Source organism: Rubellimicrobium sp. CFH 75288, from assembly GCF_009904055.1.
GTDB lineage: Bacteria > Pseudomonadota > Alphaproteobacteria > Rhodobacterales > Rhodobacteraceae > Rubellimicrobium.
On sequence record NZ_WYDP01000006.1, the window covers coordinates 1 to 16,784 of the forward strand.

15 protein-coding genes and 1 tRNA gene are annotated in these 16,784 nt (G+C 73.4%); 9 read left to right on the forward strand and 7 right to left on the reverse strand.

Annotated features, from left to right (window positions below; translation table 11 throughout):
• The 3 genes from GT358_RS07785 to hemN all read right to left on the reverse strand — a co-directional run.
• The coding region (locus tag GT358_RS07785) for an ELWxxDGT repeat protein (protein ID WP_371416246.1) at positions 1–1,601 on the reverse strand (1,601 nt) is incomplete at its 3' end.
• A gap of 133 nt (positions 1,602–1,734) precedes the next feature.
• Positions 1,735–2,907: an MFS transporter gene (locus GT358_RS07790; protein WP_166582049.1), complete on the reverse strand. Its 1,173-nt coding sequence runs from the start codon at positions 2,905–2,907 to the stop codon at positions 1,735–1,737.
• A gap of 69 nt (positions 2,908–2,976) precedes the next feature.
• Positions 2,977–4,332, reverse strand: a complete 1,356-nt coding sequence (gene hemN, locus GT358_RS07795; RefSeq protein WP_166582050.1) for an oxygen-independent coproporphyrinogen III oxidase — start codon at positions 4,330–4,332, stop codon at positions 2,977–2,979.
• 101 nt (positions 4,333–4,433) lie between these two features.
• Between hemN and fnrL the strand changes: the two genes are divergently transcribed.
• Positions 4,434–5,225 (forward strand): transcriptional regulator FnrL, encoded by a 792-nt coding sequence (gene fnrL, locus GT358_RS07800; RefSeq protein ID WP_166582051.1) that lies wholly within the window; start codon positions 4,434–4,436, stop codon positions 5,223–5,225.
• Positions 5,226–5,272: 47 nt separating this feature from the next.
• On the opposite strand, the gene GT358_RS07805 is transcribed toward fnrL, so the two are convergent.
• Positions 5,273–6,112, reverse strand: coding sequence for a universal stress protein (locus GT358_RS07805; protein ID WP_166582052.1), 840 nt, complete (start codon positions 6,110–6,112; stop codon positions 5,273–5,275).
• Positions 6,113–6,322: 210 nt separating this feature from the next.
• Between GT358_RS07805 and ccoN the strand changes: the two genes are divergently transcribed.
• The 8 genes from ccoN to ccoS all read left to right on the forward strand — a co-directional run bounded on the left by ccoN (position 6,323) and on the right by ccoS (position 14,392).
• Positions 6,323–7,918 (forward strand): cytochrome-c oxidase, cbb3-type subunit I, encoded by a 1,596-nt coding sequence (ccoN, locus tag GT358_RS07810; RefSeq protein WP_166582053.1) that lies wholly within the window; start codon positions 6,323–6,325, stop codon positions 7,916–7,918.
• Positions 7,919–7,927: 9 nt separating this feature from the next.
• Positions 7,928–8,653 carry a cytochrome-c oxidase, cbb3-type subunit II gene (ccoO, locus tag GT358_RS07815; RefSeq protein WP_166582054.1) on the forward strand — a complete coding sequence of 242 codons (726 nt, stop codon included), beginning with the start codon at positions 7,928–7,930 and terminating at the stop codon, positions 8,651–8,653.
• A gap of 10 nt (positions 8,654–8,663) precedes the next feature.
• Positions 8,664–8,885 carry a cbb3-type cytochrome c oxidase subunit 3 gene (locus GT358_RS07820; protein ID WP_166582055.1) on the forward strand — a complete coding sequence of 74 codons (222 nt, stop codon included), beginning with the start codon at positions 8,664–8,666 and terminating at the stop codon, positions 8,883–8,885.
• Positions 8,882–9,817: a cytochrome-c oxidase, cbb3-type subunit III gene (gene ccoP, locus GT358_RS07825; protein WP_166582056.1), complete on the forward strand. Its 936-nt coding sequence runs from the start codon at positions 8,882–8,884 to the stop codon at positions 9,815–9,817. Before GT358_RS07820 ends, ccoP begins: the two co-directional genes overlap by 4 nt.
• 309 nt (positions 9,818–10,126) lie before the next feature.
• On the forward strand, positions 10,127–11,554 hold the full coding sequence (gene ccoG / locus GT358_RS07830) for a cytochrome c oxidase accessory protein CcoG (RefSeq protein ID WP_166582057.1): 1,428 nt from the start codon (positions 10,127–10,129) through the stop codon (positions 11,552–11,554).
• Between the two features lies 1 nt (position 11,555).
• Entirely contained in the window at positions 11,556–12,020 is a 465-nt protein-coding gene (locus tag GT358_RS07835) for a FixH family protein (protein WP_166582058.1), read from the forward strand.
• 1 nt (position 12,021) lies between these two features.
• Entirely contained in the window at positions 12,022–14,205 is a 2,184-nt protein-coding gene (locus GT358_RS07840) for a heavy metal translocating P-type ATPase (protein ID WP_166582059.1), read from the forward strand.
• 10 nt (positions 14,206–14,215) lie between these two features.
• Positions 14,216–14,392: a cbb3-type cytochrome oxidase assembly protein CcoS gene (gene ccoS, locus GT358_RS07845; RefSeq protein WP_166582060.1), complete on the forward strand. Its 177-nt coding sequence runs from the start codon at positions 14,216–14,218 to the stop codon at positions 14,390–14,392.
• A 43-nt stretch (positions 14,393–14,435) separates the two neighbouring features.
• Here ccoS and GT358_RS07850 read toward each other — a convergent pair.
• The 3 genes from GT358_RS07850 to leuB form a co-directional block, all read right to left on the reverse strand.
• Positions 14,436–14,512, reverse strand: a tRNA-Pro gene (locus tag GT358_RS07850).
• Between the two features lie 53 nt (positions 14,513–14,565).
• Positions 14,566–15,540, reverse strand: coding sequence for a DMT family transporter (locus tag GT358_RS07855; RefSeq protein WP_166582061.1), 975 nt, complete (start codon positions 15,538–15,540; stop codon positions 14,566–14,568).
• Between the two features lie 108 nt (positions 15,541–15,648).
• On the reverse strand, positions 15,649–16,755 hold the full coding sequence (gene leuB, locus GT358_RS07860; RefSeq protein WP_166582062.1) for a 3-isopropylmalate dehydrogenase: 1,107 nt from the start codon (positions 16,753–16,755) through the stop codon (positions 15,649–15,651).
• Between the last annotated feature and the right edge of the window lie 29 nt (positions 16,756–16,784).

Consider the following 16,784-nt stretch of genomic DNA (forward strand, 5'->3'; position numbering starts at 1 on the left):
AGGTCGCCGCCCTTGCCGCCCAGCAGCAGGTCCGCGCCGCGCCCGCCCCACAGCAGGTCCGCGCCGGCTCCCCCCAGCAGGTCGTCGGTCCCGCGGCCTCCCAAGAGCCGGTCGCGCCCCGTGCCGCCCAGCAGCGTGTCCGCCCCGGGCCCGCCGATCAGCAGGTCGTCGCCCCCGAGGCCCGAGATCACGTCGTTGCCGGCCAGACCGTCGATCGTGTCCGCCCCGGGCGATCCGATCAGCGTGTCGTCGCCCGGCGTCGGGCCGGGCGGCGGAGGTGCGGCGACCTCCACGACGCCGAGAAGCTGGGGCAGGGAGCCCGGCGCGCCCGGCCACAGGTCGGCCACCTGTCGCGTGCCCGCGCTCGTGCCGTCCGTGACCCAGAGCTCCGCGCCCTGCGCGGCGGTGGTGGCGCGGAAGAACACGAGGTCGTCCACCACCAGAAAGCCCTCCGGGAGCGAGCCCGCCCCGCCCGGATTGATGTCCCTGAGCAGCCGCGTGCCGGCGGCCGTCCCGTCGGTGATCCACAGCTCGGTCCCGTGCACGCCGTTGTCGGCCGCGAACACCGCGGCGCCGCCGTGGCCCAGCGCGACAAAGCCGCTGGCGTTCGAGCTGCTCCCGCCCGGCCGGATGTCGGCGAGCAGACGGGTTCCCGGCCCGGTGCCGTCCGTCACCCACAGCTCTCGCCCCAGCCCTTCCTCGAAGGCCGAGAAGATCATCCGGCTGCCCAGGGGCAGGAAGTCCCGCGGCTCCGACCCGCCCAGCCCCGGCTGGATCTCGCGCACGAGGCTCGTGCCCCCGCTCGTGCCGTCGCTGCGCCACAGCTCGCGCCCCGTTCCCGACCCGATGGCCGAGAAAAAGACGACGTTGCCGAAGCGGACGAGGTCCTCGGGGGATGAGCCGGCCGCGCCGGGCAGGATGTCGCGGACCAGGACCGTGCCCGCGGCGGTGCCGTCCGTCCGCCACAATTCGCGCCCCGAGGAGCCGTTGGTGGCCGAAAACAGGAACTGGCCCCCCAGCGCAGCGCCCCCGGTCAGGTCGGGCAGGGAGGGCGTGAGGCCCGGAGCGATGTCGCGCAACAGCCGCGTGCCGGCATCGGTGCCGTCCGAGATCCACAATTCGGTGCCCCCGGTGCCGTCATTGGCGGTGAACAGAAGTTGCCCGTTCCAGGCGACGAGGTGGCCTGGCGCCGAGTCGGCCGGGCCGGGGCGGATGTCCCGCACCAGCCGCGTGCCCTCCGCGGTGCCGTCCGTCCGCCACAGCTCGTCGCCATGGGTGGCCGTCACGGCCGCAAAGTAGGTGATGCTCCCCACCGTCACGAGGCCGAGCGGGTATGACCCGTCCGCTCCGGGCACGATGTCCGCGACCGGACGCGTGCCCTCCGCCGTCCCGTCGGTCCGCCACAGCTCGCGCCCCGTTGCCCCGTCATCCGCGGCAAAGAGCAGAAGGCCGCCGTTTTCGGCACCCGGCCTGACGGAGCCGCCTGCGGGGCCGGGGCGGATGTCGCGCAGCAGGGCGACCCCCGTCCCGAAGGGATCGGCCACAAAGAGTTCGGGACCGGTCAGGCCGTTGTCGGCGACCAGGATCACAAGCTTGGGCATGACACCATCCTCCCCCGAGGATGGCGGACCGGCTCGGACAAGGCGCCCGCCGCCCCGTCCGGCCGGCTGCATCCCCGCCCCTCGGCTATCACATCCCGCCCCGCTTCCCTAGGGGAAACCTCGGCGGAGGGGATCAGTCCGTGCGGTCGCGGGCGAACAGATAGGCTCCGAGGCCCCCCGCCACGACCAGGGCGAAGAAGGCGAACAGCCCGCGATAGGCTGCCGCGGGGTCCGCGCCCCAGGCATGGACGGGCCGCGACAGGACCTGCAGGAGCCCGGCCCCCCCGATCCCGAACAGGTTGACGAGGGTGACGCCCCGTCCCGTCAGATGGGGGGGAACGAAGGCCCGCCCATGCGCCATGATGAGCGGAAAGGCCGCGCCGAAGAACCCGGCCATGGCGAGGCAGGCCGTGCCCCAGACGAGCGGCATGTCCGGCCGGGCCGCCAGCGCGAGAAGCGCCGCGAGGACGAGGGCGTTGCCCCCCAGGACCGGTGCCTTGCGCGAGCCGAAGAGCCGCTCGGCCCCGCCATAGGCGAAGGAGCCCGCGACCATCGCCAGGCCCATGGCCAGCGTGACCCATCCGATCGCGGCCGCATCCGCCCCGTGCATCTCGGCGGCCCAGGGTCCCGCCCAGAGGCCGCGCAGCCCCGCGGCCGGCCCGTAGCCGGCCAGCATCATCAGCAGGACCGGCCAGAGCGCCCCCACGCGCACGAGATCGAGCACGGAGCCGCGCGGCCCCTCGGGCGCGGGCGGGGGCGGCGGATCGCGCACCACGGCCCCGAGCAGCGCGGCGACGGCGAGGCTTGCGGCCGACAGCGCCCAGAGCGCGGCCCGCCAGCCCATCGCCTCGACCGCGAGCGCGAGCGGCGCCGCCGACAGCAGGTTGCCGAGCGAGCCCAGCCCCACCACCATTCCGGCGAGCCCCGCGAAGCGGGCCGGGGCGAAGCCGCGGGCGAAGATCAGATAGGCCGCCATCAGCACCGGCGAGCAGCCCGCCCCGATCAGGGCCATGGCCGCCGTGACATGCCAGGGCGCGGAAGCCAGCGCAAAGGCGGCCGCGCCCCCGCCCCCTCCCAGCGCGAGAAGCCACGCCGCGCTGCGCCGCGGCCCCCAGCGGTCGAGCGCCTCGCCCACTGGCACCTGCATGAGCGCGAAGACGAGAAACCAGATCCCCGAGGCCAGCGCCAGGTCCCCCGGCCCCGCGCCCAGCTCCGCCTCGAGGACGGGGGCCAGAACGGCGAGAAAGGCGCGAAAGAACTGCGACAGGACATAGGCCAGAACCAGCGCCGCGATTCCTGCCGCCATCGCACCCCTCCCCCGCGAACGGGCGCGACCATGCGTCCGCCCGGCGGCCGGGGCAAGGCCGGGGGGCGATCAGAGCGCGCGGCTGTGGCGCCCCTCCGGCATGGCATAGGTATCGAGCGCCTGCGCGGCGAGCCGCGCAACGAGCCGCGGCGAGCGGACCAGCCTCAGCCGGTCGTCCTCCAGCACCGCCCAGCCCCGCAGCCGCTCCAGGACCGGGCCGAGCCGCAGGCGCAGCCCGTCGCGCTCCAGCCCGTGCCGGGCAGCCGTGGCGGGCAGGTCGATGGCGAAGCGGCACATGATCTGCTCGATCAGGTCGGCGCGCAGCCGGTCCTCGGCCGAGAGGCGATGGCCGCGCTCGGTGGGCAGCCGCCCCGCCTCCACCGCCGCCGCCCAGAGCGAGGAGGTGGGCGCGTTCTGGGCATAGCCCTGCGGATAGCGCGAGATGGCCGAGGCCCCGAGCCCGATCAGCACCTCTGCCCCGTCCTCCGTGTAGCCCTGGAAGTTGCGCCGCATCCGCCCCTCGCGCGCGGCCTGCGCCAGCGCGTCGCCGGGCCGGGCGAAATGGTCGATCCCGATCTCCTCGTAGCCGTCCCAGACGAACAGGCGCGCGGCCGCCTCGAACAGCGCCAGCCGCTCCTCCGCGCCCGGCAGGGCATCGGCCGGGATCATCGCCTGCCGCTTGGCCATCCAGGGCACATGCGCATAGCCGTAGAGCGCCACCCGGTCCGGCCCCAGCGCCAGGACCTTGGCCACGCTGTCGGCCAGCCGCGCGCGCGTCTGGTGGGGCAGGCCGAACAGCAGGTCCATGTTGAGGCTCCGCACGCCTGCCCCGCGGATCAGGCCGACCACCTCGCGCGTCAGGTCGAAGGGCTGGATGCGGCCGATCGCCTCCTGCACGAGGGGGTCGAAATCCTGCACCCCGATCGAGGCGCGCGTCATCCCCGCCTCGGCCAGCGCATCCAGCCGGGCGGGGTCCACCTCCGTCGGATCGATCTCGACCGACAGCGACAGGTCCCGCGCGACGGGCCGGAAGGCCCGCAGCGCCGCGCAGAGCCGGCCGAGCAGGTCTGGCGGCAGGATCGTCGGCGTCCCGCCGCCCAGATGGATGGCCGTCACCTCCACCTCCGGCGGCAGATGCCGTCCCACCAGGTCCAGTTCCCGCAGGAGCCGGTCCAGATACTGGCCGAGCGGGCGATCGGTCGCCGTCCCCTGCGTCCGGCAGGCGCAGAACCAGCACAGCCGCCGGCAATAGGGGACATGGACATAGAGCGAGACGCGCGTGCCCCTCGGCACGGCGCGCAGCCACTCCGCCACGCTGTCGGGACCCACGGCGGGGCCGAAATGGTTGGCGGGCGGATAGCTCGTGTAGCGCGGCGCGCGGGCGTCGAGGAGCCCCAGATCGCGCAGATCCTCCTGCGTTGTCATGGCTGATCCTTTCCAAGCGCGGCTTTTGGGGGCAGAGTGCCCGCGATCCCCCCCGGCCGGCCCTCCGCCGGCCCGGCCCGTCCCCGGTCCGGAGAGGCCCCATGCCCCGCCCCGCCATCGCTCCGCCGAAGCTGTCCCGGCCTGCCCCCGAGGGGCGCGTCCTGCGCAACGTGGAGGTGGATTGCGTGGACTGCCCGATCCGCCACCGGGCCGTCTGCGCACGCTGCGACGCGGCCGAACTCGCCCGGCTGGAGGAGATCAAGTACTACCGCTCCTACGAGGCGGGCCGCCCCATCGCCTTTGCGGGCGACGAGATGGGCTTTGTCGCCTCGGTCGTGCGCGGCGTGGCCACGATCAGCCAGACCATGGCCGACGGGCGCAAGCAGATGGTGGGCCTTCTTCTGCCGTCCGATTTCGTCGGCCGGCCGGGGCGCGCCGCCACGCCCTACGACGTGACCGCCGTGAGCGACGTCACGCTCTGCTGCTTCCGCCGCAAGCCCTTCGAGGCGCTGATGGCCCAGACGCCGCATCTGGCCGAGCGGCTTCTGGACATGAGCCTCGACGAGCTCGACGCGGCGCGCGAATGGATGCTCGTGCTCGGGCGCAAGACGGCGCGCGAGAAGATCGCCTCGCTTCTCGCCATCGTCGCGCGCCGCGAGGCGACGTTGAGCCTCGCGGCCCTGCGGGGGGGCCTCGCGATCGACCTGCCGCTCACGCGCGAGGCGATGGCGGACTATCTCGGCCTCACGCTCGAGACGGTGAGCCGCCAGATCAGCGCCCTGCGCCGCGACGGGATCATCGTTCTCGAGGGGACGCGGCGCATCCGCGTCCCCGACATCCGCGCGCTTCTGGCCGAGACGGGCGACGACATGGACGGCGGCCTCGTGGCCTGACGTCCCAGCCGCCCGGCGGGGGTCCGGCTGCGGGCCGCCGCGGCCGCTCATCGCGCCATCACCAGCGGCAGGGGCACCTCGGTCAGCATCTCGCGCGTGGCTCCGCCCAGAAAGGCCTCGCGCAGGCGCGAATGGCCATAGGCCCCCATCACCAGCGCCTCGGCCCCCTTCTCGCGGGCAAAGCGCGTCAGGATCTCGCTCGTGCGCGGCGCGGTGCGCGCGAGGACCGAGACCTCGGCGCGCACCCCGTGCCGCGACAGCCACAGCGACAGGGCTCCGCCCGGCTCGCCCCGGTCGGGGGCCTCTGCGGGCGGGTCCACGATCACGATATCCACCATCCGCGCGCCCGTCAGCAGCGGTAGGGCGGCCCGCGCGGCGCGCAGCGCCTCGTCCCCGTCGTTCCAGGCGAGCGCCACGCGCTCCCAGGGGCGGTCGAACACGCCGCCCGCATCGGGCACGACCAGGACCGGCGTCGCGGTGCCGAACAGAAGCGACTCGGTGATCGCCTGCGCCAGCGTGCTGCGGCCGGGCCCGTGCGCCCGGCCCGTCACCGCCAGGTCCGAGAACCGCGCCAGCCGCGCGAGCCGCTCGGCCAGCCCGAGGCTCGGCAGCGCCACGGGCTCGACCGCCCTGCGCAGGTCGCCGGGCAGGCGGCGCTCGACGGACCGGGCCATGGCCTCGGCCCGCGCGCGCGCCTCGCCGAAGCTGCGCTGCGAGACCACGGGCACGGCCCCCACGGCCACGGCCTCCATGGGGACCAGATCGACCGCAACGCAGAACAGGTCCAGATGGGCATCGTGCGACCGCGCGAGCGCCGCGGCGGCGGCGAGCACCGGCGCGTCCGCGCTCTCGTCGGTGACGATGGTGGTGACGGTACGGATAGCCATGGCGGTCGTCCTTTCGCGTCTGGCCCGGCTCCTCCCCCGGGCGGGATGGCGTCATCCTAGCCGATCGCGGGGCCTTTCGGCTTGATCCTTGTCAGACCGCCGCCGCCCGCCCCTTGACCTGGATCAAGGCAGCCGCCCGCCTCCTGCGCCATCAGCATCCCCGACCCCCGGCCGCCCGCCCCGGCGACCGGGCAGGAAGGGACAGACACGATGTGGGACTGGATCAAGATCGCCGGCTTCGGGGGCATCGCCCTTCTGGCCGCCATCGCCGCCAACTGGGCGCAGGACCTCGCCTATCAGGTCCACATGCTCCTCGTCATGGCCATCGCGGCGGGCCTGTTCGTCTGGAGCGTGCGCCGCACGGGCGAGGCCGCCCCCGCGCCCGCAGACACCTACATGGACGGCCCCATCCGCGCGGGCGCCATCGCCACGGTGGTCTGGGGTCTGGCGGGCTTTCTCGTGGGCGTGGTCATCGCGCTCCAGCTCGCCTGGCCGCAGCTCAACCTCGCGGCGCTCCAGGGCTGGGGCCATTTCGGCCGCCTGCGCCCGCTGCACACCTCGGCGGTGATCTTCGCCTTCGGGGGCAACGCGCTCATCATGAGCACGTTCTACATCGTCCAGCGCACCTGCGCGGCGCGGCTCTGGGGCGGCAACCTCGCCTGGTTCGTGTTCTGGGGCTATCAGCTCTTCATCGTGCTGGCCGCGACCGGCTACCTGATGGGCGCCACCCAGTCCAAGGAATATGCCGAGCCCGAATGGTACGTGGACCTCTGGCTCACGGTGGTCTGGGTCGCCTTTCTCGCCGTGACGCTGGGCACGATCATGCGCCGGCGCGAGCCGCACATCTACGTGGCCAACTGGTTCCTGCTCGCCTTCATCATCACGGTCGCGCTGCTGCACATCGTCAACAACCTGTCCGTGCCCGTCTCGATCTGGGGCTCCAAGTCGGTGCAGGTCTTCGCGGGCGTGCAGGACGCGATGGTGCAGTGGTGGTACGGCCACAACGCCGTGGGCTTCTTCCTGACGGCGGGCTTCCTGGGCATGATGTACTACTTCGTGCCCAAGCAGGCCGGCCGGCCGATCTACAGCTACAAGCTGTCGATCATCCACTTCTGGGCGCTGATCTTCCTCTACATCTGGGCAGGCCCGCACCACCTGCACTACACGGCCCTGCCCGAATGGGCGGCGACGCTCGGGATGGTGTTCTCCGTCGTCCTGTGGATGCCGTCCTGGGGCGGCATGATCAACGGGCTCATGACCCTCTCGGGCGCCTGGGACAAGATCCGCACGGACCCGATCATCCGCATGATGGTGATCTCGCTCGGCTTCTACGGGATGAGCACCTTCGAGGGGCCGATGATGTCCATCAAGACCGTCAACAGCCTCAGCCACTACACCGACTGGACCATCGGCCATGTCCATTCCGGCGCGCTGGGCTGGAACGGCATGATCACCTTCGCGGCGCTCTACTTCCTCGTGCCGCGGCTGTGGGGGCGCGACGGCCTCCACTCGATGGCCGCGGTCAACTGGCACTTCTGGCTCGCGACGCTCGGCATCGTCCTCTACGCGGCCTCCATGTGGGTGACGGGGATCATGGAAGGGCTGATGTGGCGCGAGGTGGATGCGCACGGCTTTCTCGTCAACAGCTTCGCCGACACGGTCTCCGCCAAGTTCCCCATGTACGTGGTCCGCGCGCTGGGGGGGGTGCTCTATCTCGCCGGGGCCGTCCTGATGGCCTGGAACCTGTGGATGACCGCCTACGGGCGCGTCCGCACGGCGCCCGCCGCCGCCACGCCTGCCGAATGAGGTGATCCCATGGCCCTTCTCGACCACCACAAGCGGATCGAGCGTCATGCGACGCTGCTTCTCGGCACCTCGCTCTGCGTCGTCCTGATCGGCGGCATCGTGGAGATCGTGCCCCTGTTCTACCTCCAGAACACCATCGAGGCGGTGGAGGGCGTGCGCCCCTTCTCGCCCCTCGAACTCGCAGGGCGCGAGATCTACCTGCGCGAGGGCTGCTATACCTGCCACAGCCAGATGATCCGGCCCATGCGCGACGAGGTGGAGCGCTACGGCCATTACAGCCTGGCCGCCGAGTCGATGTACGACCGGCCCTTCCTGTGGGGCTCCAAGCGCACGGGCCCGGACCTCGCCCGGGTGGGGGGGCGCTATTCGGACGCCTGGCATGTCCAGCACCTCGCCGACCCCCGCTCGGTCGTGCCCGAGACGATCATGCCTCCCTACGCCTTCCTGCTCGACCGGCCGCTCGACGGGGCGGGGCTTGCGGCGCTGATGGAGACGCACCGCCTGCTCGGAACGCCCTACACGGACGAGATGATCGCCTCGGCCCGGGCCGATTTCGTCGCCCAGACGGACCCCTGGGGCGACACGACGGGGCTTCTCGAACGCTATCCGGGCGCCCATGTGGCCGACCCGGACGGCCTGCCCGGCATCTCGGAGATGGACGCGCTCGTGGCCTATCTGCAGGTGCTGGGCACGATGGTGGACTTCTCCACCTTCATCCCGGACGAGACGCGCTGAGGGCCCCGCGATGGAGACCTACACCCTCCTGCGTCACTTCGCCGATTCCTGGGCGCTGCTCGCCCTGGTCCTGTTCTTTGCGGCAAGCATCGCCTGGGTCTGGAGGCCCGGCTCCCGGCGGCTCCATGACGAGGCGGGGGGCATCCCCTTCCGCCACGAGGACCACCCCCCCTCCGGCCCTGCCCCCGCTCGACCCCGCGATCCCGCCCCGCCATCGGAGACGCGCCCATGACCTCGCGCCCGCTCGAGACCCGCTCCCGCCCTCCGGCCCCGCGGCCCGACCCGGACGATCCGGGCGTGGGCACCACCGGCCACGAATGGGACGGCATCCGCGAATGGAACAACCCGCTGCCGCGCTGGTGGCTCTGGGTGTTCTACGCCACCATCGTCTGGGGGATCGGCTACACGATCGCCTATCCGGCCTGGCCGCTTCTGGACCGCGCGACCCAGGGCCTGCTGGGCGGCAATGCCCGCACCGCCGTCGCGGCCGAGATCGCCGCCCAGGAGGCGCGCAACGCCGACCTCAACGCCGCTCTGGCCCGCCTGCTCGACCGGGGCGAGCTCGGGCGCCTGCCCGAGGAGCCGGGGCTGCACGGCTATGCGCTCAACATGGGCGCGGCGGTGTTCCGCGCGCATTGCTCGCAATGCCACGGCGCAGGCGCGGGCGGGGTCGAGGCGCAGGGCTTTCCCTCGCTGCTCGACGACGCCTGGCTCTGGGGCGGCACGCTCGAGGACATCGCCCACACGGTCGCCCACGGCATCCGCACCGACGCCTCGCCCGAGGCGCGCTGGTCCGAGATGCCGGCCTTTGCCGACATCCTGTCGCGCCCCCAGACGGAAGCGGTCGTCCACCACGTCCTCGCCCTTTCGGGGCAGGCGCATGACGCGGCACTGGCGGCCGAGGGCGCCCCTCTCTTCGCGGACCATTGCGCCTCCTGCCACGGCGAGGCCGGGCGCGGCGACCGCACCATCGGGGCGCCGGACCTCGCGGATGCGGTCTGGCTCTACGGCGGCACGCCCGAGGCGATCCGCGACAGCATCCGGCAGGCGCGCTTCGGCGTCATGCCGGCCTGGAGCCGCGAGTTCCGGCAGGGCTCGGGCCTCGGCCCGGCCGAGATCGCGGCCGTCGCGGCCTATGTGCACGCCCTGGGCGGCGGCGAGTAGCAACGCGTTAACCGTTCGTTAGGACTTCGGGGGGTCCGGCAGGCCAGGGGTTTGCCGGACCTCGGTTTTCCGGCGCCCGCCGCGCGCAACGCCACCGCGCGGTGGGCCAAGGTTTCGTTAACCTTTCGCTGCCAGTCTGGGGGCCGATCGCCGCGCCATTCCGGACCTCGCCCCATGCCCCTCCCGCCCGCCGCCTCCCCGCCCCTCCGGCCTTTGGCCGGACCCGGCCCAGCCTTGATCCAGGTCAAGGCACCCCGACCCGCCCCGTGCGAGGGGATCGTCCGCCCTCCTGCGCCCCGCGGTGCCCCCATGAGCCACGCCCCCGCCCCCTCCCTCTATGCCGCGCGCGAGCCGGTCTTTCCCCGCCGCGTGCGGGGCCGCTTCCGCCGGCTCAAGTGGTGGGTCATGGCCGCCACGCTGGGCCTCTACTACGTCCTGCCCTGGCTGCGCTGGGACCGCGGCGAGGGGCGCCCCGACCAGGCGGTGCTCGTGGACCTGGCCGGCCGTCGCTTCTTCTTCTTCTTCGTCGAGATCTGGCCCCAGGACTTCCATGTGGTCGCGGGCCTTCTCGTCATGGCGGGGCTGGGCCTGTTCCTGTTCACCTCCGTCCTCGGGCGCGTCTGGTGCGGCTATGCCTGTCCCCAGACCGTCTGGACCGACCTGTTCCTGCTGACCGAGCGCTGGGTGGAGGGCGACCGCAATGCCCGTCTGCGGCTCTGGCATGCGCCCTGGTCGCTTGCCAAGGCGCGGCTGCGGCTTGCCAAATGGGCGATCTGGCTCGTCATCGCGCTCGCCACGGGCGGGGCGTGGGTGTTCTACTTCGCCGACGCGCCGACGCTTCTGGCCGGCCTCGTGACCGGGACCGCCCCGCCCGTGGCCTACACGACCGTGGCCGTGCTGACCGCCACCACCGTCGCCTTCGGCGGCTTCGCGCGCGAGCAGATCTGCATCTATGCCTGCCCCTGGCCGCGCATCCAGTCCGCCCTGACCGACGAGGAGACGCTCACCATCGGCTACCGCGCCTGGCGCGGCGAGCCGCGGGGCAAGGCCTCCGCGCGCGGGGCGGACGCGCCGCCGCCGGGCGACTGCGTGGATTGCCGGGCCTGCGCGGCCGTCTGCCCCATGGGCATCGACATCCGCGACGGCCAGCAGCTCGCCTGCATCACCTGCGCGCTCTGCATCGATGCCTGCGACGACGTCATGACGCGGCTCGGCCGGCCGCGCGGCCTGATCGGCTACTTCACCCTGACCGACGAGCGGGCCGAGCGCGCGGGCCGTCCGCCCCGGCCCGTCCGCCAGCACGTCCTGCGCCCGCGCACGATCCTCTACGCCACGCTCTGGTCGCTCGCCGGGGCGCTCCTGCTCGCCGCGCTCGCGCTGCGCGCGCCGCTCGATCTCGACGTGAGCCCGGTCCGCAACCCCGTCTTCATCACGCTCTCGGACGGCACCATCCGCAACGCCTACGACCTGCGCCTGCGCAACAAGAGCGGCGAGACGCGGGACCTGGCGCTGTCGGTCCAGGGCGACGCGTCCCTCGCCCTGTCGGTCGAAGGCCATCCCGACGGGATCGTGACCGTTCCGGCCGACGCGACCGCCAGCGTGCGTCTCTATCTCGACGCCCCCCCCGGCAGCCCCGCCGCCACGGGCGGGCGCACCCCGCTGCGCCTCGTGCTCGCCGACCCGGCCGCCGATCTCGGCGCCAGCGCCGACACCCACTTCACCGGAAAGGCTCCCTGACATGACCCGGCTTCTGCGCGGACCCGTGACCGGCCCCAAGGCGCTCGCGATCATCCTGTCCTTCTTCGCCGTCATCATCGCGGTGAACCTCGTCCTCGCGGTCCAGGCGGTGCGGACCTTCCCCGGGCTCGAGGTGCGCAACGCCGTGATCGCCTCGCAGGGCTTCGACGCGGACCGCGCGGCGCAGATCCGGCTGGGCTGGACCGTCCGGGCCGACATCGCGGGGGACCGCCTCGCGCTGCGCATCGAGGGGCCGGACGGCGCCCCCGTCGCCGGTCTCGCGCCGCAGGCCGTGCTGGGCCGCGCCACCACGCGGGGCGACGACCAGACGCTCGCGCTCGTCTGGACGGGCACGGAATGGGTCGCCCCCGTCCGGGTGGCCCCCGGACGCTGGCATCTCTCCGTCGCCGCGCTCGCCCCCGACGGCACCGCCTTCCGCCAGCGCCTGACGCTCGGGGTGCGCTGAGATGACCGCCGCCCCCGCCTCTCCGCTGGCCTGCCCGGCCTGCCCGGCCGCCGCGCCGCTGGCCTGGACCGCCGCCCCGGCCGCCTGCGACGAGATCGTGCTCGCCGTTCCGGCCGCCCATTGCGCCGAGTGCCTTGCGACGCTCGAGGACGGGATCGGCCGCCTGCCGGGCGTGCTGGAGGCCCGCGTCAACCTGTCGCTGCGCCGGCTGCGCGTGCGCCACGACGGCTCGCTGGAGACCGAGACGGTGGTCGAGGCCGCGGGCCGGCTCGGCTACGAGGCCCTTCCGCTCGACCTCGTCGCCCTGTCGGGGACCGAGGGGGACCGGGTGCGGCGCGACCTCGTCATGCGGCTCGGCGTGGCCTTCTTCGCGATGATGAACGTCATGCTCCTGTCGGTCGCCGTCTGGTCCGGCGCCTCGGGGGCGACGCGCGACCTCTTCCACCTCCTGTCGGGGGCGATCGCGATCCCCACGATCCTGTTCTCCGGCCAGCCCTTCTTCCGCTCGGCCTGGCGCGGCCTGCGGGCGGGACGGCTGGGGATGGACTTTCCCATCTCGCTCGCCCTCGTGCTCGCCTCGGCCATCTCGCTCTACGAGAGCGTCCATGGCGGGCATCACGCCTATTTCGACGCGGCGGTGATGCTCTGCTTCTTCCTGCTGGGGGGACGCTATCTCGACCATGTCACCCGCGCCGCCGCCCGCTCCGCCGCGCAGGAGCTGGCCGCGCTCGAGGTGCCCCGGGCGCTGCGGCTCGAGGCGGACGGCACGGCCCGGACGGTCGCCGTGGCCGACCTGCGCCCCGGCGACCGCCTGCGCCTGCCGCCCGGCGCGCGCGTTCCCGCCGACGGCGTGGTGGAGGAGGGCGAGAGCGAGACCGACCGTTCGCTGCTGACGGGCGAGACGCTGCCCGCTCCCGCCCGTCCCGGCACCGCGCTCGGCGCGGGCGAGGTCAACCTGACCGGCCCGCTCGTCCTGCGCGTCACCGCGGCCGGGCGCGACTCCTCGCTCGCCCGCATGGCCGCCCTCGTGGCCGTCGCCGAGGAGGCGCGCTCGCGCTACACCTCCCTCGCCGACCGCGCCGCGCGCGCCTACTCGCCGATGGTCCACTCGCTCGCCTTCGGCGCCTTTGCCGTCTGGCTGTGGCTGTCGGGGGGCGACTGGCGGCTTGCGGTCAACATCGCGGCGGCGACGCTCATCATCACCTGCCCCTGCGCGCTGGGTCTGGCCGTGCCGGCGGTCGTGACCGCCGCCTCCGGCCGCCTGTTCCGGCGCGGCCTTCTCGTGAAGTCGCCCACCGCGCTCGAACGGCTGGCCGAGGTGGACACGGTGGTGTTCGACAAGACCGGCACCCTGACGCTGGGGACGCCCGAGCCCGTGGACCTCGCCTCCCGGCCCGAGGAGGCGCGGCGCATCGCCCTGGCGCTGGCCCGCGGCTCGGCGCATCCGCTTGCCGCCGCCCTCGCCCGCGGCCTCGAGGCGCAGGGCATCCGCCCCGTCCGGATCGAGGCGCTGCGCGAGATCCCCGGCCACGGGATCGAAGGGATCTGGCAGGGCCGCCGCGTCCGTCTGGGCCGGGCCGAATGGGCCGGCGCCGCGCCCGGCGCGGTCACGGCGACCACGCTCGGCATCGAGGGGCGCGCCCCCGTGGTCTTTCCCTTCACCGACCGCCTGCGCCCCGGCGCCCGCGCGCTGGTCGAGGGTCTCCGGGCTCGCGGCATGGAGGTCCATCTCGTCTCCGGCGACGTGGCCCCGGCCGTCCGGCGCCTTGCGGAGGATCTGGGCATCTCCCATGCCGTCGCCGCCGCCCGTCCCGAGGACAAGGCCGCGCATGTCGCCGCGCTCGCGGCGGCGGGGCGACGGGTGCTGATGGTGGGCGACGGGCTCAACGACACGGCCGCGCTGGCGCAGGCGCATGTCTCCATCTCGCCCGCCAGCGCCCTCGATGCCGCGCGCGCGGCCTCGGACGTGGTGCTGATGGGGCGCGATCTGGGCCCCGTGGCGGACGCGCTGCGCCTGTCGTCCCAAGCCGTGCGCCGCATGCGCGAGAACCTGTGGGTCTCGGCCGCCTACAACGTGGTGGCCGTGCCGGTCGCGCTTCTGGGTCTGGCCACGCCGCTTCTGGCCGCGCTCGCCATGTCGGTCTCGAGCGTGACCGTCACCCTGAACGCGCTGCGGCTGAGGTGAGGGGAAAGCGATGGACGTCCTGATCCTGCTCGTGCCGGTCTCGCTGGGGCTGGGGCTTCTGGGGCTCGCGGCCTTTGTCTGGACGCTGCGCCACCGCCAGTACGACGACCCCAAGGGCGACGCGGCCCGCATCCTGTCGGACCGCTGGGACGACCGCCCCCCGCCGGGCGAAGGCACCCGGCCATGAGCGCGCCCCCGCCTGTCCGTCCCGATCCCGCCCGGCCTGTGGATGGTCGGAGTGAGAGGATTCGAACCTCCGGCCCCCTGCTCCCGAAGCAGGTGCGCTACCAGGCTGCGCTACACTCCGACGCGCGCGGCCTAGCGCCCCGGCCGGGGAAAGGCAAGCCCCCCGCTCCGGGCTCAGCGCCCGCGGCCGCCCCCGCGGGGTGCGAGGCCGGCGAGCCGCAGCAGCGTGGAGGGTCGGGGCGCGGTCGCGGTTTCGGGGCGCAGGCGCGTGTTGAGGACCGGCCGGTTGGCCGAGGCGCCGGCGCGCCCCTCGCGCAGCACGATATAGAGGCCCGAGGCGATCACGATTCCCGCCCCGATCGCGGTGGGGGCGTCGATCCGCTCGCCGAAGAGCAGGGCGCCGAAGAGCGCCGCCCAGACGATCTGGGAATACTGCATCGGCGCCACCACCATCGCCTCGCCCGCGCGGTAGGCGGCGATGATGACCACGCCGCCCATCCAGCCCAGCGCCGACATGAGCGCCACGAGTCCCAGATCGGCCCCCTCCATGGGCCGGTAGACGAAGGGCAGCGCCGCGCCCATCAGCACGGCGTTGCCGAGCATCGGGTAGAGGAGCAGCACCACGGGACGCTCGTCCGCGCCGATCCGGCGCACCACGATGGAGGCGAGCGCCCCCATCGCCGCCGCGCCGAGAGCGGCGAGATGGCCCAGCCCCAGCGACGTCGCCCCCGGCCTGAGCACCACGAGCACGCCGAGCAGCCCCACCGCCACCGCCAGGCCGCGGCGCAGCCGTACCGTCTCGCCCAGGACGGGAATGGCCAGAAGCGTGATGAAGAGCGGCTGGGCAAAGACGATCGCATAGACCTGCGCCAGCGGCAGGACGGAAAAGGCGTAGAAGCCGAACAGCCCCGTCAGCACCGCCGCCCCCGTGCGCAGCGCCATCCACCACGGGTGGACGGGGCGCAGCGTGCCGGGCTCGCGGTCGCGCATCATCATCAGCGTGGCGAGCGGGAACGAGAACAGGACCGAGAAGAACAGGAGCTGGACGGCGTGGTAGCCCTCGCCCAGGAGCTTCACCACCGCGTCGTGGCTCGCATAGATGCCGAAGGCGAGCAGCGCCAGAAGCGCCCCGCGGGCATTGGGGCCCATGATGTCCTCTCCGAGGGGGTCGTGCGGGCGCGGCCTAGCGGGCGGGGCCGGGCGGGTCAACCGCGCCCAGCCCCCGGCCCGTGCGAGCCCGCCCTTGCACGTCGCCGCTCAGCCCGCGCGGTCCAGCGCCGCCACGACCGCATCGCCCATCTCGGCCGTCGAGATGGCGGCTCCCCCGCCGGGACCCGTCAGGTCGGCCGTGCGCAGACCGTCCGCCAGCACGAGCTCCACCGCGCGCTCGAGCCGGTCGGCCGCCTCGCCCGCGTCGAAGGAATAGCGCAGGGCCATGGCGAAGCTCAGGATGGCGGCGAGGGGATTGGCGCGCCCCTGCCCCGCAATGTCCGGGGCCGAGCCGTGGACAGGCTCGTAGAGGGCGCGGCGGCGCCCCGTCTCCGGGTCGGGCGCCCCGAGCGAGGCCGAGGGCAGCATCCCGAGCGATCCCGTCAGCATCGCCGCCACGTCCGACAGGATGTCGCCGAACAGGTTGTCGGTCACGATCACGTCGAACTGCCGCGGATTGCGCACGAGCTGCATGCCCCCCGCATCGGCGAGCATGTGGCTCAGCTCCACGTCGGCGAAGCGCTCGCGATGGGTGCGGGTGACGACCTCGTGCCACAGGACGCCCGACTTCATCACGTTGCGCTTTTCCATCGAGCAGACGCGGCCCTGCCGCACGCGCGCGAGCTCGAAGGCCACGGCGGCGATGCGCTCGATCTCGTGGGTGTCGTAGACCTGCGTGTCGATCGCGCGCTTCTCGCCGTTCGGCAGGTCGCGGATCTCCTTGGGCTCGCCGAAATAGACGCCGCCCGTCAGCTCGCGGACGATCAGGATGTCGAGCCCCTCGACCAGCTCGCGCTTGAGCGAGGAGAAGTCGGCCAGCGCATCGAAGCACTTGGCGGGGCGCAGGTTGGCGAACAGGCCCAGATCCTTGCGCAGCCGCAGAAGGCCCGCCTCGGGGCGCACCTCGTAGGGCACGCCGTCCCATTTCGGCCCCCCCACGGCGCCCAAGAGCACCGCGTCCGCGCGCAGCGCCCGTTCCATCGTGGCGTCCGAGATGGCCTGCCCGTGGGCGTCGAAGGCGCAACCGCCCACCAGGTCCTCCTCGATCTCGAAGGACAGGCCGTGACGGTCGAACCACCTTGCGACCTTGCGCATCTCGGCCATGACCTCGGGGCCGATGCCGTCGCCGGGAAGAAGCAGAAGGGTGGGGGCCATGCACGCGCTCCGGTCTGGCGGGGACGGGG

Excerpts from the sequence above, each read along its gene's own strand:
- GT358_RS07855 (WP_166582061.1), bottom strand. The coding sequence starts at position 15,540 with ATGGGCCCCAATGCCCGCGGGGCGCTTCTGGCGCTGCTCGCCTTCGGC.
- hemN (WP_166582050.1), bottom strand. The coding sequence starts at position 4,332 with ATGACAACGCAGGAGGATCTGCGCGATCTGGGGCTCCTCGACGCCCGC.
- GT358_RS07805 (WP_166582052.1), bottom strand. The coding sequence starts at position 6,112 with ATGGCTATCCGTACCGTCACCACCATCGTCACCGACGAGAGCGCGGAC.
- fnrL (WP_166582051.1), top strand. The coding sequence starts at position 4,434 with ATGCCCCGCCCCGCCATCGCTCCGCCGAAGCTGTCCCGGCCTGCCCCC.
- ccoN (WP_166582053.1), top strand. The coding sequence starts at position 6,323 with ATGTGGGACTGGATCAAGATCGCCGGCTTCGGGGGCATCGCCCTTCTG.
- GT358_RS07835 (WP_166582058.1), top strand. The coding sequence starts at position 11,556 with ATGACCCGGCTTCTGCGCGGACCCGTGACCGGCCCCAAGGCGCTCGCG.
- GT358_RS07840 (WP_166582059.1), top strand. The coding sequence starts at position 12,022 with ATGACCGCCGCCCCCGCCTCTCCGCTGGCCTGCCCGGCCTGCCCGGCC.
- ccoP (WP_166582056.1), top strand. The coding sequence starts at position 8,882 with ATGACCTCGCGCCCGCTCGAGACCCGCTCCCGCCCTCCGGCCCCGCGG.
- ccoS (WP_166582060.1), top strand. The coding sequence starts at position 14,216 with ATGGACGTCCTGATCCTGCTCGTGCCGGTCTCGCTGGGGCTGGGGCTT.
- GT358_RS07820 (WP_166582055.1), top strand. The coding sequence starts at position 8,664 with ATGGAGACCTACACCCTCCTGCGTCACTTCGCCGATTCCTGGGCGCTG.
- GT358_RS07790 (WP_166582049.1), bottom strand. The coding sequence starts at position 2,907 with ATGGCGGCAGGAATCGCGGCGCTGGTTCTGGCCTATGTCCTGTCGCAG.
- leuB (WP_166582062.1), bottom strand. The coding sequence starts at position 16,755 with ATGGCCCCCACCCTTCTGCTTCTTCCCGGCGACGGCATCGGCCCCGAG.
- ccoO (WP_166582054.1), top strand. The coding sequence starts at position 7,928 with ATGGCCCTTCTCGACCACCACAAGCGGATCGAGCGTCATGCGACGCTG.
- ccoG (WP_166582057.1), top strand. The coding sequence starts at position 10,127 with ATGAGCCACGCCCCCGCCCCCTCCCTCTATGCCGCGCGCGAGCCGGTC.